The organism is Bacillus mycoides, from assembly GCF_000832605.1.
Taxonomy (GTDB): Bacteria; Bacillota; Bacilli; order Bacillales; family Bacillaceae_G; genus Bacillus_A; species Bacillus_A mycoides.
The window spans coordinates 3,609,774-3,626,561 of sequence record NZ_CP009692.1; the positions used below are offsets into that span (position 1 = coordinate 3,609,774).

At 35.2% G+C, this 16,788-nt stretch carries 16 protein-coding genes; 3 read left to right on the forward strand and 13 right to left on the reverse strand.

Going from position 1 to position 16,788, the window contains the following annotated elements; genetic code table 11:
• Positions 1–10: 10 nt before the first annotated feature.
• From BG05_RS20325 to BG05_RS20365, 9 genes are all read right to left on the reverse strand, one after another.
• Positions 11–226: a YozE family protein gene (locus BG05_RS20325; RefSeq protein ID WP_002085796.1), complete on the reverse strand. Its 216-nt coding sequence runs from the start codon at positions 224–226 to the stop codon at positions 11–13.
• 72 nt (positions 227–298) lie between these two features.
• Positions 299–571: a YokU family protein gene (locus BG05_RS20330; protein WP_002085797.1), complete on the reverse strand. Its 273-nt coding sequence runs from the start codon at positions 569–571 to the stop codon at positions 299–301.
• Positions 568–1,986 carry a lysine 2,3-aminomutase gene (gene kamA / locus BG05_RS20335; RefSeq protein WP_002012651.1) on the reverse strand — a complete coding sequence of 473 codons (1,419 nt, stop codon included), beginning with the start codon at positions 1,984–1,986 and terminating at the stop codon, positions 568–570. The genes BG05_RS20330 and kamA overlap by 4 nt, the downstream gene beginning before the upstream one ends.
• Positions 1,987–2,196: 210 nt before the next feature.
• Positions 2,197–3,582, reverse strand: a complete 1,386-nt coding sequence (gene rocR, locus BG05_RS20340) for an arginine utilization transcriptional regulator RocR (protein ID WP_003189045.1) — start codon at positions 3,580–3,582, stop codon at positions 2,197–2,199.
• A gap of 178 nt (positions 3,583–3,760) precedes the next feature.
• Positions 3,761–4,660, reverse strand: a complete 900-nt coding sequence (gene ablB, locus BG05_RS20345) for a putative beta-lysine N-acetyltransferase (RefSeq protein WP_033733943.1) — start codon at positions 4,658–4,660, stop codon at positions 3,761–3,763.
• Positions 4,657–5,925 carry a peptidase gene (locus BG05_RS20350; RefSeq protein WP_002127247.1) on the reverse strand — a complete coding sequence of 423 codons (1,269 nt, stop codon included), beginning with the start codon at positions 5,923–5,925 and terminating at the stop codon, positions 4,657–4,659. Before BG05_RS20350 ends, ablB begins: the two co-directional genes overlap by 4 nt.
• 15 nt (positions 5,926–5,940) lie before the next feature.
• Positions 5,941–6,603: a CoA transferase subunit B gene (locus tag BG05_RS20355; RefSeq protein ID WP_002127246.1), complete on the reverse strand. Its 663-nt coding sequence runs from the start codon at positions 6,601–6,603 to the stop codon at positions 5,941–5,943.
• On the reverse strand, positions 6,588–7,286 hold the full coding sequence (atoD, locus tag BG05_RS20360; RefSeq protein ID WP_002085805.1) for an acetate CoA-transferase subunit alpha: 699 nt from the start codon (positions 7,284–7,286) through the stop codon (positions 6,588–6,590). Before atoD ends, BG05_RS20355 begins: the two co-directional genes overlap by 16 nt.
• Positions 7,283–8,593 carry an aspartate aminotransferase family protein gene (locus BG05_RS20365; RefSeq protein WP_002185938.1) on the reverse strand — a complete coding sequence of 437 codons (1,311 nt, stop codon included), beginning with the start codon at positions 8,591–8,593 and terminating at the stop codon, positions 7,283–7,285. The genes atoD and BG05_RS20365 overlap by 4 nt, the downstream gene beginning before the upstream one ends.
• An 801-nt stretch (positions 8,594–9,394) precedes the next feature.
• Between BG05_RS20365 and BG05_RS20370 the strand changes: the two genes are divergently transcribed.
• Positions 9,395–10,144 carry a DUF4397 domain-containing protein gene (locus BG05_RS20370; protein WP_002012659.1) on the forward strand — a complete coding sequence of 250 codons (750 nt, stop codon included), beginning with the start codon at positions 9,395–9,397 and terminating at the stop codon, positions 10,142–10,144.
• 33 nt (positions 10,145–10,177) lie between these two features.
• Here BG05_RS20370 and BG05_RS20375 read toward each other — a convergent pair whose 3' ends face one another.
• A complete protein-coding gene (locus tag BG05_RS20375) occupies positions 10,178–11,293 on the reverse strand; it encodes a BA2291 family sporulation histidine kinase (RefSeq protein ID WP_003189036.1) in 1,116 nt (371 codons plus the stop codon).
• A gap of 254 nt (positions 11,294–11,547) precedes the next feature.
• On the opposite strand from BG05_RS20375, the gene BG05_RS20380 reads away from it, so the two are divergent.
• Positions 11,548–11,940 carry a YueI family protein gene (locus BG05_RS20380; protein ID WP_033733941.1) on the forward strand — a complete coding sequence of 131 codons (393 nt, stop codon included), beginning with the start codon at positions 11,548–11,550 and terminating at the stop codon, positions 11,938–11,940.
• A 120-nt stretch (positions 11,941–12,060) separates the two neighbouring features.
• On the opposite strand, the gene BG05_RS20385 is transcribed toward BG05_RS20380, so the two are convergent.
• Positions 12,061–13,485 (reverse strand): aldehyde dehydrogenase family protein, encoded by a 1,425-nt coding sequence (locus tag BG05_RS20385; protein ID WP_002085816.1) that lies wholly within the window; start codon positions 13,483–13,485, stop codon positions 12,061–12,063.
• A gap of 143 nt (positions 13,486–13,628) precedes the next feature.
• A complete protein-coding gene (locus BG05_RS20390; RefSeq protein ID WP_002127238.1) occupies positions 13,629–14,984 on the reverse strand; it encodes a hemolysin family protein in 1,356 nt (451 codons plus the stop codon).
• 363 nt (positions 14,985–15,347) lie between these two features.
• Between BG05_RS20390 and racA the strand changes: the two genes are divergently transcribed.
• Positions 15,348–15,890 carry a chromosome-anchoring protein RacA gene (gene racA / locus BG05_RS20395; RefSeq protein WP_002012665.1) on the forward strand — a complete coding sequence of 181 codons (543 nt, stop codon included), beginning with the start codon at positions 15,348–15,350 and terminating at the stop codon, positions 15,888–15,890.
• A gap of 101 nt (positions 15,891–15,991) precedes the next feature.
• Here racA and BG05_RS20400 read toward each other — a convergent pair whose 3' ends face one another.
• Positions 15,992–16,588 carry a hypothetical protein gene (locus BG05_RS20400; RefSeq protein WP_002085820.1) on the reverse strand — a complete coding sequence of 199 codons (597 nt, stop codon included), beginning with the start codon at positions 16,586–16,588 and terminating at the stop codon, positions 15,992–15,994.
• Between the last annotated feature and the right edge of the window lie 200 nt (positions 16,589–16,788).

Genomic DNA, 16,788 nt, shown 5'->3' on the forward strand with positions numbered 1-16,788 from the left:
CTTCATATCGTTATCTCTCTTGTATATATAAATCCCATGCATCATCAAATATAGACATACTTTCTAGCATTCCACTTAACTCTAAGTATGAACTAATTACATCATAGTCTTCAGATTGCTTCGGAAAACTTAAATCATCATACATCGCCTCTGCTAAATCTGATATTTCATTTTTAAATAAAGCTGCACGGTGCTTCATCATATAATGGTAAAATGTCTTTTTCAAAAATATTCCCTACCTTTCTAACTTGGGTACATTATACAAGGCAAAAAAGAAAAAAACCAGCATAAAAGCTGGTTAAAAGTCGAAATAATTCCTTTTTAATAAACGTGGTCTTCCCATCAACTCTTCGTATGTTAGTTGTTTTGGCAAATCTTTCGTATAAATTAAAAACAACTGATCTTCAATTTCTTTTACAGTATGGTCTGCTTGATAGTCCATTCCACATGAGGAACAAGTAATACATGGTGTCTCTTGGATTTCAATGGCTTTCGTACCATCTGGTAATTCCCAATATACAGTATTCAAGCTTTCTTTCGCTTCTGTACTGTCACACCACATACAATTCATACTACGTCACCCTCATTTTTTTTGTCATCATCTAACTTTGCTATTTGTGCTTGATATTTTTTATCTTTTAATTGATCACGCTTATCACGTTTATCTTTTAAAGAAGCATGCGTTTCATTGACTTCATAATCTTTGCGGCGATTCATACGTTGTAAATCATCTGGAACAAGATTAAATTTCTTATCACTCATCAATCCTGCAACGCCGATATCAGAACGTTTCTCTTCATAAGTCGGATAAATTTCTTTAAAGTAGCCTTCTGCTCTTCCTGGGATATAGTTTTCTGGTTCTGGATACGTTGTAATAACCCCTTCAAAGTTACGAAGAACAACTTTATCCGCACTTTGTGAAATTAAATAGTTTGGCTGAAGCGCAATTTTTCCGCCTCCACCCGGTGCATCGACAACGAAAGTTGGTACTGCATAACCAGACGTATGTCCACGTAAGCCTTCAATAATTTCAAGACCTTTCGAAACTGGTGCACGGAAATGACCGATACCTTCTGATAAATCACATTGATAAATGTAATATGGACGAACACGAATTTTCACTAAATCATGCATAAGTTTTTTCATAATTGGAACGCTGTCATTAATTCCAGCTAAAATTACAGCTTGGTTTCCAATTGGAACACCTGCATTTGCAAGCATTTCACATGCTAGTTTCGATTCTTCTGTAATCTCAATAGAAGTGTTAAAATGAGTATTTAACCATACTGGATGGTATTTTTTAATTATGTTACACAGGTTTTCTGTAATACGCTGTGGGAATACAACTGGTGCTCTCGTTCCGATACGAATAATCTCAACATGCGGGATTGCTCGTAAATTCTTTAATACATATTCTAAAATTTTATCATTAATTAGAAGTCCATCACCGCCAGAAATTAAAACGTCACGTACTTGTGGTGTTTCACTAATATAAGCAATCGCATCATCTAATTGCTTTTTCGGTACGCCCATTCCAATTTGTCCACTAAAACGACGACGTGTACAGTAACGACAATACATAGAACATTGATTCGTTACTAAAAATAGTACACGGTCTGGATAACGATGAGTTAATCCTGGAACTGGTGAATCTTCATCTTCATGAAGAGGATCTTCTAAATCATATTTTGTTTTATATAACTCTTCCGAAATCGGTACTGATTGCATCCGAATCGGACAGCGTGGGTCATCAGGATTCATTAGCCAAGCATAGTACGGTGTAATGTTTAACGGGATCGTTTTCGTTGAAATTTTAACGCCTTCTTCTTCGTCAGGTGTTAAGTTAATTACTTTCTTTAAATCATCTAAAGTTTTGATCGTATTCGTTAATTGCCAAACCCAATCATTCCATTGTTCTTCTGTAACATCTTTCCATAATTCAATATCCTTCCAGTGACGATTTGGTTTGTATACATCATGTAACATTGCTATTCCCCCTTTTTATACGCTCATCCTTTATATAAGCAATAATTATGCCAACTTCATATTCTTGATAAGTAAATGCGAGAAATACCCTATTATATAAGAGAATAAATATTTTTAAGTGCTGTACTAAAACGATATTTACTATCATATTCATTACTTGTTATATATGTAAACGCTCTTTTATTGGTGCAAACACACAAAAACCGCCGATTATTCGGCGGTTTTGTCGTACTTGCTCAGTTTATATTGAAGCGTTTGACGAGGAATACCTAACATTTTTGCTGCTTGCAAAATATTCCCTTCCGTTTCAATTAACGCTTGATCTATTAATTCCTTTTCCGTTTGATGAAGAGCTTCCCTAAGCGGTAATATACTTTTCTTCTTCGGAAGTTTCTCTTTCCGAAATGTTCGTGGCAAGCAATTTGCTGTTAACGAATTCCCTTCTGTAATAATGACAGCATGTTCAATCGTATGCTTTAACTCACGAACATTTCCAGGCCATTGATAAGCTTGTAATCTTTCTTTCGCTTCCTTATCAATTTGAAGTACACCTTTTTTATAACTTTTATTATATTCTTTCAAAAAGTAAGACGCTAATAACAGTACATCCTCAGTTCTTTCGCGAAGCGGCGGGATATATAATGAAAATACATTTAATCGATAGTATAAATCAGTGCGAATTTTATTTTCTCTTAAACATACTTCTGGAGGCTGATTCATTGCAGTAATAACGCGAACATCTACTTTTCTCGTCTTATTATCACCAATGCGACGAATAACTCCATCTTCTAATACACGTAGCATTTTTGCTTGTAAATCAAGCGGCATTGAATTCAGTTCATCTAAAAATAATGTCCCTCCATCTACAAGTTCAAATAATCCTGCTCGTTCGATTGCCCCTGTATAACTACCTTTTGTCGTGCCAAACAGCAAACTTTCTAATAGCGACTCTGGCAAAGCTGCACAGTTTTGTGCAATAAACGGCTTATTTTTTCGTTTAGAAGCTTCATGAATCGCTTGCACAAATAGCTCTTTCCCCGTTCCAGTTTCACCATATATTAAAACATTCGCATCGGTTGGCGCTACTTTTTGTGCTAACTCTTTCGTCTGTTTAAAGCGGGAATCATCAGTTACAATTGTCTCGAATGCAACATGCTTTTTCACCGTTTTTTTGCTAGTCGATCGTTTTATTTTCGATTGTAGATCTACAATCGTATCAGTAAGCTTTTGAATAGTAGAATAATCTTTCGCAATTTCTACAGCACCAGCAATATTTCCATCTATTAAAATAGGTAACGTTGTATTGACCGTACAAACGTCTTCCCCATTTAAATTTTGGTAATGTTGAACTTGGTGTACGATTGGTTTTTTTGTATCTAATACTTTCATCAACGTACTTGTTTCTCTGGATAATGACGGGAATGCTTCTAATAAATGCTTTCCTAGCACATTTTCAATTTTAGATCCATCATGTTTTGCAGCAACTGTATTATAAAATATTGTAATCCCATTTTCATCTACTGCATGTATGGCCTCATCTATACTGCCCAAAATCGCTTCAATGACTTCCTGTGTCGAAACTGCTAGCAATGTCATCCCCCCTTTTGCCGAAAATCCAGCAAATTCAACGCCGAATTTTCGGCACCCTCTGTGCGATTATAAGCATGACGATTCCGTTCTATTATTTTGATGAAATGTGTATATATTTTTATTGCTTATTTATGATTAAGTGAAACTTTAATCAGTGGGGCTTTATTATTAACCCGACTCCCACCTAACTTCTTTGCTTTACAGCCGAATTTTGAGGCGGGAGTCTTACTGCTTTCGAATAGCTGGATAAATCTTTCACCCATATATTCATATCTTCCAACTTATCAAAAATGTAGCAATTATTCGCAAGCCTTCCCGTATATGTATAGCCTAATTGATGAAAGGCTGCATTCATACCGAAAGATAGCGAGCGAGCAATTGTATAAGAACAAAAAATAGATTTTTCTTGGAGCTCTTCCTCCAATTTAATTAACAGACTTTTCATGAAACCATGTTTTCGATATTCAGGTAATGTAGCACAATTCGTTAATTCTGCATTACCTTCTTTCACGTTCATTTCAGCAGATGCTGTACTAATAATTTTCCCCTCGAATTCATAAACATAGTAAATTGTATCGTCTTCCTTCATCGTCTGCTTTACATAATTCCCATCATTTAAAGGTGTCGGATAAACTTCAAATACTTTTCCAAAGACAATTGCTAATTCTTCCGCATCCTCTTCTGTCGCTTTTCTTAACACAAATTCCTCTGGGACTATTTTTTCTTTCACTTTTTTTTCTTTTACACCACTTAAAATAGTATCTTCCTCAGTCCAATGAATACTATTTCGTCTTTCATCATTATGATATTTCACGAAGAAGTGCGCATCGTGCCCTTGAAAATAATGAGGTATTGTTGCTTCCAGTAAGAAACCGAAAGAGAGCCATGTTGAAACATGCTCTCCCTTTCCTTTAATAATACATTTAGTGAAAGAATGTTTCTTTGCTAATTCATCGATTGTTTGTATGATGCTTTCAACATTTCCTGTATAGTGATCAATTCTAATACGTTTATTAAAATAATCTAAAACCCCTTCTACTGTATAATGCTTTGTCTGTTCACTAAAAGATTCATAGTATTTCATTTTTTCACCTCACACCAATCTAGTAATGTACATGCAATTATTTTTGCGGCAGCAATCATTTTATCAACTTCTATATATTCGTTTGGATAGTGTGCTACTTTCGTCTCTCCTGGACCAAATACTATCGTGGGTACGTTAGCTATTTGTGTGAACAAACCTCCATCTGTTCCCCATGGCGAAGCTTCTATAATCGGCTCGTTCCCTTCGATTTCAACAAAGTTATGTTGAAGCGTTGTAATAAGTGGATGATTTTCTTCTAGTTCACCAGGAACCCATCTAGCCCCAAACCATTCTACTTCTACAGGATTTTTTACAAACCAACTATCCACATCTTTTAATTCACCAATCCAGCCCTCAAACTCTTCTTTTGCTGCCTCTATAGTCTCATTCGGCGCAATACCACATCTTCCTTCTAAAATTAATGAATCGGGAACAGAACTTGGCCAGCTTCCCCCTTCAATTTTCCCAACGTTAATTGGAATTGGAATCGGAATCCCCTTAAATAACGGATCTGTAATTCTACCATTTCTCTTCTCTTCTAATTTTCTCAAATGCTCTACAACAAACATACTTTTTTCAATTGCACTTACTCCTTCATAACGTGTACCACCGTGTGCTGCTTTTCCTTTTATATGTAGACGAAACCACATTGATCCTTGTTGTTTCGGAAAAAACTTCATATTCGTCGGCTCAGGAATAATAACGCCATCTGCCTTATATCCTCGTAAAATAGCGGCTAATGTTCCTGCCCCACCGCTCTCTTCTTCTATTACACTTTGAAAATGTATATCACCTTTTAGTTCAATACCAGATTCAATAATCGCTTCCATCGCAAGCATAAGTGAGACATTGCCGCCTTTCATATCTGTTGTTCCACGTCCATATATGCGGTTTCCTATTTTCTCTCCACTATATGGATGATGGTCCCACTGATTTACATCCCCTTCTGGCACGACATCAATATGCCCGTTTAAAATCATAGATTTCCCTTCGCCACTTCCTTTTAAAGTCGCTACAATGTTCGGGCTATCTGTAAAACTTATACGAGGTGATACGAAATAAGGGTGATCTTTCATTTCCTTAAAAGCAGGCTCCCAAATATCAAGATCTAGACCTAACTCACGCAACTTTTCAATAACAATTGCCTGTGCACCACTTTCATCACCAGATACGCTCTTTTCTTGAATTAATCGTGTTAAAAATTTTACACTCTCTTCTTCATGACCCTCAATATAATCACAAACTTGTTTTTTTAATTGCTCCATATATTACAACTCCCCTCATTCAATTACTAGTAAATTTGAGCTTATATGAAAATCAGCTGTCGTATGTCGTTTTACATCTTCTACAGTATATGGACTCATTAATTCTTGTAAGACAAGTCCTCTTTGGGTCACTTCCATGACAGCCATGTCTGTAATAATTAAATCTACACATTTTTTCGAAGTTAATGGCAATGTACATTCCGAAACAATCTTTGCATTTCCGTATTTATCAACATGATTCATCACAACAACGACCCGCTTCGCTTTTTGCGCTAAATCCATCGCTCCTCCAATACCTGGAACGCGTTTTCCTGGTACAATCCAGTTCGCTAAATCACCATTTTCACTTACTTGTAACGAACCAAGTATCGTAACATCAAGTAATCCTTTTCGAATCATGCCAAACGCCATGCAGCTATCAAAATAACTTGCTCCTGTAATAAGAGATGTTGGTAAACCAGCTGCGTTACATAAATTCTCATCTTCATTCCCTTTACTTGGCGTTGGTCCCATACCAACAATACCGTTTTCCGCATGAAACATAACATTCATATCTTCTGGCAAATGATTCGGTACAAGCGATGGAATTCCAATACCTAAATTTACAAGCATACCATTCTGAATTTCTTTCGCTGCACGTCTTGCAATCTTATCTCTTACTTCTACGCCCATACCCATTTCCAATTCACTCCTTCCGATGGCACGATATAATTTACAAATACACCTGGGACGACAATTTCTTCTGGATCTAAACTTCCAAGTGGAACAATTTCTTCTGCTTCTACAATCGTTATGTCACCAGCCATAGCTACGTGTGGATTCATATTACGAGCGCTTTTATCAAATACAAGATTGCCAAACGGATCCGCTTTTTTCGCATATACAATTGCGACTTCAGCCGTTAAAGCTGTTTCAACTAAATATGTCTTTCCATTCATTTCAACTGTACGCTTTCCTTCTTCTACAATCGTATCAACACCAACATCAACTAAAATACCACCAAGCCCTACACCACCAGCGCGAATACGCTCTGCGAGTGTTCCTTGCGGAGAGAATTCAATTTGCAATCTTCCTTCATTTAATTGTCTTCCCGCATTTGGATTTGACCCAATATGAGAAGTAACTAAAGATTTAACCCTTTCATTCGTAACAAGACGACCGATTCCTACATCAGGAAATCCAGTATCATTTCCTATTAAATTTAAATTTGTAATGCCTTTATCTAAAACAGCTTGAATTAAAGATGGAGGTGATCCGATTCCTCCAAATCCCCCAAACATTAATGTCATATCATCATGGAACAAAGAAATTACTTCCTCTATTTCTTTTAATTTACCGAATGTATTTGTAATAGTTGTCATGCGATACTATGCCCTCCTTTTTGCATCATCTCTTCCACGCTCTTTACAAAAATTGAAAGTAATTCATCTAACTCGGAATATGTAGTTGTCATTGGTGGTGCAACAAGCAGTGCACTATCCTCTTTTCCTGCTTGCCCTGAAACAGCTTGGTATAAGAGCAGTCCATTTTTAGCAGCAACTGAAATAAGCTCCGACGCTTTTGTAAACGGTTGCAATTCTATTCCAATTAGCAATCCTTTTCCACGCACATCGGCAATGATTGTCGATTGTTGCTGAACTTTCTGCAAACCTTTTAATAAATACTCTCCCTTTTCTGCTGTTTTTTCAGGTAAATTATGTTTCTCCATATATTCAATAACTGCTAAAGCCGTTGCTGCAGACAATGGATTTGCACTAAGCGTATGCCCGCTCATTACAGAACGTGATCCACGTAAAATCGGCTCCATAACACGGTCACTTACTATTGTCGCTGCCATTGGTGTATAACCCGCTCCTAGCCCCTTACCAAGGGTCATAATATCCGGTTCTACACCCCAGTGCTCCATAGCAAACCATGCACCAGTACGACCAAGTCCAGTCATTACTTCATCCGCAATAAATAATATATCGTAATGACTACAAATATCTTTAATTACTTTATAGTATTCTTTCGGCGGGACAACCGCGCCTCCAGCAGCTCCGATAATCGGTTCAGCAATAAAAGCTGCAATATGTTCTGCACCAATTCGATCAATCGCTCTTTCTAGTTCAGTCGCACAAGAAAGTTGACATGTTGGATATACCTTTTGTACAGGACATCTAAAACAGTATGGAGCTGGAATAGTCGGATAATCTTCCAAAATAGAAACGAAACGTTGTCTGCGCAGTGGATGCCCAGACATAGATAAAGCTCCCATTGTAATCCCGTGATAGCTCATCCACCGTGACAAAATTTTATGTTTCCCTTGAATGCCACGCTCCTGAAAATGCTGAATTGCGATTTTCATAGCTGTTTCATTTGCTTCCGTACCACTATTCACAAAAAAGCTCCAGTTCAAATCTCCTACAGATAAATCACTTAACTTCTTCGCTAATTTTTCAGCTGGTTCACTCGTAAACTGTGATCTATAAACGAAAGCGATCTCCTCTGCCTGTTTTTTAATAACTTCTGCTATCTCTGCTACGCCATGTCCAATACCTGCCGTAATCGCTCCAGACGAACCATCAAAATATTTATTTCCGTTTTGATCATACAAATACACACCTTTTCCATGTGAAATCATCGGATACGGCTGACCAACAAGTGGTTTAATTAAGTAATCGCGCATAGCGCTCCCCCATTTCTCCAATTTGTATATGTATATGAAGAAAATTGACGTTTCTTTCATAAAAAAGAATCCTCTGCAAAAGCAGTGAATTTATCAAAAAACTATTATAAAATATACAAATGACTGCTAAATATTATTTTAAAAACAGAAAATTCAGAACTTTAAATGAAGACCAATCTTACCTATACGCTTAAATACCCCTTCCTGATTTAAGATAACAGCAAATTGAATATTTTTTTAATATAATATCAACTTCCCTCAATTGCTGACATTGTGTAAACTTCGACGGAACTCCCGTTATTCTCCTTCCTATTATCCTACTTTATATTGCATATTTTCAAACAAAATTCGACATTTTACTTCGCCTCATTTATCATAACTATTTCTTAACAAATAGTACCACCTGTTTAGAACAATAAAAAAAGAACCGATTAACCACATTAATCAGTTCGGCACGACGCTCTTTTATCGGTATTACCTTATCCAACGCATCACTAAAATTAATAGAAATACTCATAATACAAATCCATAATTCGTCCCACAGCCTATAGCACAAAATCCTCCATAACTTCATTCCCAATAACTATGGGGATATCCCCATCCCAATGGTTCCACTCCTTCCATCAAAGTCAAACTGCCTTTCCTTTATAATTTATGTAGGACAATTATCGATTTGTATGTGTGTTTGCCTATAAATAAAAAAATCCCCATTTTAACTTTTCCTTCTAGAAAGGCAAGTTTTTTGCATAACCTCTTTCTAGCTTCGCATATATTTGTAATGATGATAAAGGAGGAATGTTCATGACTCAATCCGAAATTGAAAAATACGGCCAAGAAGCTGCACGTTACGAACAGCTCGCTCGTTACTATCAATATAGCAATCCTAAAAGATATGTAGAACTCTATATGAAATACTATGATGCAATTACAAAACTTGTACAAGCATATGAAAAGAGAGATTCACAAGAAGCGACTTTACCGTCACATATGAGAATCTTCCACACAGCTCCCCATACACCAGCAGTTGATATTATAATAAACGGACAAAAGGTTATTAAAAATATTTCTTTTAAACAATTCAGTCCGTATTTATCATTAGTGCAAGGTAAATACCGTATTGATATTGTCCCTGTCGGAAACGAAACTCCAATATTTTCAGCATTAGTACCAATAATGGGGAATCACACTTATACCCTTGCAGCGGTCAATAGCGATAATCATCTCCAATTACAACCCATTCTTGATAATACTCATTTACCATCTGGTCAAGCAAAAATACGGTTTGCACATTTTTCACCAGACACTCCAGTTGTAAATGTAAATTTAAAAGATGGGGATCATTTATTTGAAAATGTACTCTTTAAGCAAATAACAGATTTTTTACAAGTTAGCCCTGGTACAGCAGATATTGAAGTTTCACTTGCTGATACAAAAAAAGTACTATTAACCATTCCAAAATTCAACGTTGAACCAAATACAATTTACACAATTTCAATAGTTGGTTATTCAACTGAGGATCCAAAATTAGAGACCGTTATACTTACAAATTAAAACAGTCTACACCATTCGCATGGTGTAGACTGTTTACTTTTGAAACGTAATTTGAAATTCTGTCCAATCGTTATCCGAACGACACAATATGGATCCTTTATGTTTTTCTACAATTTGTTTACATACAAATAGTCCAATACCAGTTCCTAGCTTTTTAGTAGTTACAAATGGCTCAAAAATAGTCTCTACATTGTCTGCTGGAATCATAGGTCCATTATTTTTTATAACAATGCGAACAGCCTGATCCTCTTCAAATACATCAATGATAATTTTTCGCTCTTCTTTCACCAATTCAAGAGCATCAATCGAATTCATTAAAATATTTAAAACTACTTGCTTCACTTCACTCCGGTAACCAACGAGTGGAATAGGATACGGCAAATTCTTTTCAATCAAAACATTTGCATTAACTAAACTTGGATATAAGAATTGTATAATATCTTGAAATAAGTCATTTACCAAAAAACGTTCAGATTCATTCCACATTTCTTTTTTCGATACAAGTAAAAATTGCGAAATCCTAAAATTTAATTGATCTAATTCATGTGAAATAATATCTAAATACGATAGATTAGGGTGATCTGTCTTCAATAACTTTACAAATCCCATAATCGAAGTTAGCGGATTACGAAATTCATGCACAAAACTAGCCGACATTTGCCCTAGAATCGTAAGCCTTTCTTTATGTGTTTCATTTATATATTGCTGTTTTTCTTCTAAATTTCTCGATATAATTTCTGAGTATTTTAAAACGGTATAATAAATTAATTTGTCAAAACAAGTATGTATTTTGGCCATAATCGGTTTCAGTTCACGAGCACTTACATCCAATTCGCACATCGCTTCAAAAAGTTCATTTCTTCCCACATTTGCATTGTAAACAAAATCTCCAATATTCGCATCTGCCCCTGCACGCTTGGCAATTTTCTCACATAATGGCTGAAGATAATTAATGTCTTTATCTTCCATAATAAGTTCGATAATTAAATCTAATAAATTCGCTCCATTTTGAACTACCTCTTGTTTAAATGGATCTTTTTCGGAAATTATCATTTTGTTTTTCCAGTTCTCTACGAATTGGTGCCTGTTGTTTTTCAAGTGCGAACAAAATACTTCTTTAATATCCTTATCGATTGGAAAAACCTCCATTCCTCCATTTCCATACGACGAATACCCTTTATATTTTGAATATTAACACAAAAAATACATTTCGTTAATAGATTTTTGTCACATTTTGTTAATTTCTGTTGATAAAATTTATTTTTCCTTTCTTATTTAAATAAGTTGTATTCCTATATCCCTTTCCCTTCTCATTTTTTAAATTATTTTCCTGTTCAAAACTACTTTTTTTTTGCATCCTTTTTAATTCTTGCGTACAATAAGAAGTGAAAGGTGTGAAAAATATGGTAAATAAAAATGTGGAAGACTATCTCCAAGAAGGCATATATGGCCAAAAGCAAAACAAACCAGAAGAACGTAATATGTACTTAACTACATTACGTGAGCGTGTAGAAATCGCTTTAACAATCGGTCAAGTAATGCAAAGTAATGTGTATACAGAAGTAACGGGTAACATACGTTCTTCTCAATCATTACAACTATTCCTAAATGGAAGCATTGCTTACCCACATTTATCAAAATACATTAAATTAGCAACTGAAAAAAATATTCCTTTTACAATTGTTCAAAATAAAGGTACTGAAACACCAATCGGTTTAGTACTCTCTCATAGCATTGCTGTAGATAAAGAACATATTTATGTCGAAGATGATATTTTCAAACAAGAAATGAAGTAAAAGGTACACTTGATTAAATGAAATCGTTCCGAGAAACGTAAAACAAACAATAAAAAACGAGTATGGAATCGTAAACATTTCCTGCTCGTTTTTTATTGCGGTGTTTAAGCTCGATCTACTTTATTTTTTAATACACACTAATTTCATTTCTGTCATTTCTTCTATTGCATATTTAATCCCTTCACGGCCTGTGCCACTCTCTTTCACACCGCCATAAGGCATATGATCTACTCTGAACGTTGGAATATCATTAATCATGACACCACCGACTTCTAATTCATCAATTGCACGCATTGCCTTACATAGATTGTTTGTAAATACACCTGCTTGTAATCCATAACGTGAATTATTTACTTGTTCTAAAGCCTCATCAAATTCTTTAAATGTATTTACAGTCATAAGTGGACCAAATACTTCTTGGCACTGAACAGATACATAATCTGGAACATTTGTTAATACAGTTGGTTCAAAAATCCTTGCATCACGTTTGTTACCACCGTATACAACATTAGCTCCTTCCTTAACTGCCTCTTCCACCCATGAATTTATACGTTCTACATCTTTTTTTGAAATAAGTGCTGATACATCTGTTTCTTCATGAAGCGGGTCTCCTACTACAACGTTTTCCATTGCTTTCGTTAATTTTGTAATAAACTCTTCCATTTTGCGTTCATGCACAAAAACACGTTGTACTGAAATACAAACTTGTCCATTATTCACAAACGCGCCCCATTTTACACGTTCAATTATTTCGTCTGTCAATTCAACATCTTCATCAATAATTACTGCAGCGTTCGATCCTAATTCTAACGTCACTCGTTTCAACCCGGCTTTTTCCTTAATTCCAATACCTACTTTCGGACTTCCTGTAAAAGTAATACTAGCAACGTTCTCATCTTTTACTAATGCCTCACCTACAACAGATCCAGGTCCAGAAATTATATTGAAAGCTCCCTTTGGTAAACCAGCTTCTTCAAATAATTCTACCAATGCATACGAAGAAAGTGGCGTTTGGTCGGCAGGCTTTAGCACAATAGTATTTCCAGCCGCAATTGCTGGGCCTACCTTATGTGCTACTAAATTAAGTGGAAAATTAAACGGTGTAATAGCACCAATAACCCCGATTGGTTGTCGAATTGTATACGCTATACGGCCACCTGCTCCTGGTGCAGCATCTAATGGTAACGTCTCACCATATATTCGCTTCGCTTCTTCAGCTGCAAACTTATATGTTTGAACAGTGCGATCTACTTCTCCCCGTGCAGCACGAATTGGTTTTGCAGCTTCTTTTGCGATAATCTCTGCAAACTCTTCTCTTCTCTCATCCATTTTTTGTGCAACCTTTTCTAAAATAGTTGCACGGTCGTATGCGGATAATTTTTTCATTTCTTTCATTGCATTTTTGGCCGAAACTATTGCTTCCTTAACGTCATCTTCTGTACCTTGCGCAATCTCCGCTAATGTTTCTTCAGAATATGGTGCATACAATGGTTTATACGTCTCTACTGATTTCCATACCCCATTTATATATAAATGTTTTTTCATAGTGGTTCTCCTTCCGAATATATGTATACAATAATACATTTCATTTATTTCACCTAGTGAAAGGTCTGACTTGTGTAATTGTATCATAGCCCTAATACATCAAAAAACATTTTGCTCAAAAAAACTCTGCTACAAAGCAGAGTTTACGAACTAATTTGTTCTTGCAGCGAAATCTTTTTTTCATCTCCTACAATAACAATCGATTCTGAAGGTTTCGTTACTTCTAATCTCTTAATATAGTGTCCATCTAATTTTTTTACGCAAAATTTATAATTTTCAATCTCAATGGTATCACCCTCGGAAATCTCAATATTTTTTGTTAGGATCCAACCGCCAATCGTATCGACATCATCGTCGTCAATAGTCAAACCTAATAATGCGTTCACTTCACTAACAAGTACTTTTCCCTCTAAAATCGTTTTCGTCTCACTAACTTGTTGGATTTCCGGTTGTTCATCAGTATCGAACTCATCTTGAATATCCCCTACAATTTCTTCTAAAATATCTTCAACGGTTACAAGACCTGATGTACCACCATATTCATCAATTAATATAGCGATATGTGTTCTTTCTCTTTGCATTTTTAAAAATAGATCATGAATCGGGATAGATTCAATAACTAAAATAATTGGCCTAATATATTGCTCCACTGTCTTTTCACTAACAACTCGGTGCTTCACAAAATCTGTAAATATATCTTTAAAATTCACAAAGCCTATTACATGGTCCTTATCACCATCAACAACCGGATACCTCGTATATTTTTCATGAGACATTTTTTGTAAAGCCTCTTCAGCAGGCATTTCTTTATTTAAAATATTCATCTCTGTTCGTGGTACCATTATTTCTTTCGCAATACGATCATCAAATTCAAATATTTTATTCACATACTTATATTCAGATTGATTAATCTCACCATTTTTATAACTTTCTGAAACTAACAACCGCAATTCTTCTTCTGAATGCACTTCATCATGCCCTTTTGGTGGTTTCAACCCAAGAAACTTTGTAATTAACCGAGCTGATCCATTTAAAATCCAAATGAATGGGAATGCAATACGATAAAACAAAATGAGTGGCTTAGCAACAAAGAAACTCACTTGTTCTGCTTTTTGAATCGCAAATGTTTTTGGAGCTAACTCTCCTACTACCACATGGAAAAATGTGATAAACAAAAATACTAAAATTATAGCTAAAATGTCTGCGAGTTGAGTAGGGACGTTCCAATTTGCAAACAACACATCAAACATGTGCTTTAGCGCAGGTTTACCAGACCACCCAATCCCAAGAGCTGTAACAGTTATTCCTAATTGACAAGCTGATAAATATTCGTCTAAGTTTGTAATGATTGTTTTGACAGATATTGCACGATTATTTCCTTTTGCAATTAAATAGTCAATTCGTGAACTCCTCACTTTAACAATTGCAAATTCTGCTGCAACGAAAAATGCCGTTAAGGCAATTAAAACAATCACTATACTTATACTATATATGTCCAAATACTTTTCCTTACTTACAGTGTAAGCAAGGAAGCCACCTCCTACTTAAATTTATTCAAGTGAAGTAAGCATTCTTATACTCTAATAAAATTCTACATTAGTAACCACCTTTTTATATATTATATGCATACATAAAAAAGATATTTATAATTATGATAATCTAATTAGCTTATTATCGTCAAACTATAATAAGCCCAATTTTCCGATAACTAAAAATGATTTATATAAATAGTATGTGCTAAACAGCTGAACTTCGTGAAAAAACACTTTCTTTGCCGATTCCACACTTCTTTTGTCACACCTGAAGGGAACTTGCTACATAACTAGAAATCATTCAACAGGATATATATAGGAGGGATTATTTTGGAATATAAAACACCATTTATCGCAAAGAAATTAGGTGTTAGCCCAAAGGCTGTTGTCCGGATTGCACAACAATTAAATCTTACGATTAAAAAAAATAAATATGGTCATTTTATTTTCACACAAGGTGATTTAGATCTAATGTTAGAATACCATCGCTCTCAAATGGACCAGCCTCAAAACTCTCAAACTACTCAAAAACCATCTTCAAATGATGTAGAAAAATTAAAAACTCAAGTAAACACAATTGTTCAAAACACATCATCGAATGATTTTGAGCAATTAACAGCTCAATTTACCACAATTACGAGAAGACTAGATCGAATGGAAGAACAAATGCAAGATAAAGCAAATGATGTCGTTACATACCAACTTTTACAACATCGCCGCGAAATAGAGGAAATGTTAGAACGAATTCAAAAACTAGAAGCTGCCCTAAAAAAAGAAGAACCAATATACATTACTCCTGATGCAAAACCAACATATGAAAGAGAAAAGAAACCGAAGCGTCGTAAAATGATTTTTAGTATATTTGGACTATAATATTTTAGACCCTTATTCTGAGAATAAGGGTCTACTTTTTGTATGAAAACAGATGCCCGTAATAAGTAACTCTTCTTCATACTATACATATTCATATATTTTCATTTTGTTAACATAATATTTTTACTGTATTCTGCAATAAGTGCCTGCGCATGAGCATTCCCTTGAATAATATCACGGAATTCTTTCAAAGAATACAGATGTGTAGCCCCTTTTCGAGCATGAATTCGCACTGGTACACCTTGTAAAGTATCATGAAACTGGAATGGACTATCTATCGGTTCGATTGGAAAACCGAGTGTAAGTAAATACATATACATTCTTTTTGTAACTGCTGCAATATACCATTCCGCTTTCGTCTCTAACGCATGCATAAATAAAATAGCTGCCAGCCTTTTGAAATGTCCTCTCCCCCGAGACGTTTTCGCAATACTTAACTTTCCTATTTCATACACATTTTTCAAATCTTTCACTAAATCATTTTTAGAAAACGGATAGAAAAACTCAGAATTTGATTGTTCAGGTACTGTAAACTTAATACATTCTACTGTACCAATATGATGTTCATCTTCTATTAATAAAAATCGTGATGGATTTAAATTACGTTCTACAAACATTAAGTTTCTTTCTTCACAAAAATCTCCCCACAGTTGCTCGAACCAAAAATGCTCTTCCTTTGTTTGAACACGCTGGAACATATTTAAGCGCCTTTCCCATCGCCGCTCTGTTTTTGATAACGCTTTCACTTACTATCATATAAGAACAAATCTTCGTATGCAACTAAAAATATTTATGTCTTATTATATTCTGCAAAATGAATTAAATTCCTACTTATTAGTCATTAATACACATGCAAAACCCCTTAATTCCCCATACTGTTACAAACATAACAAGATTC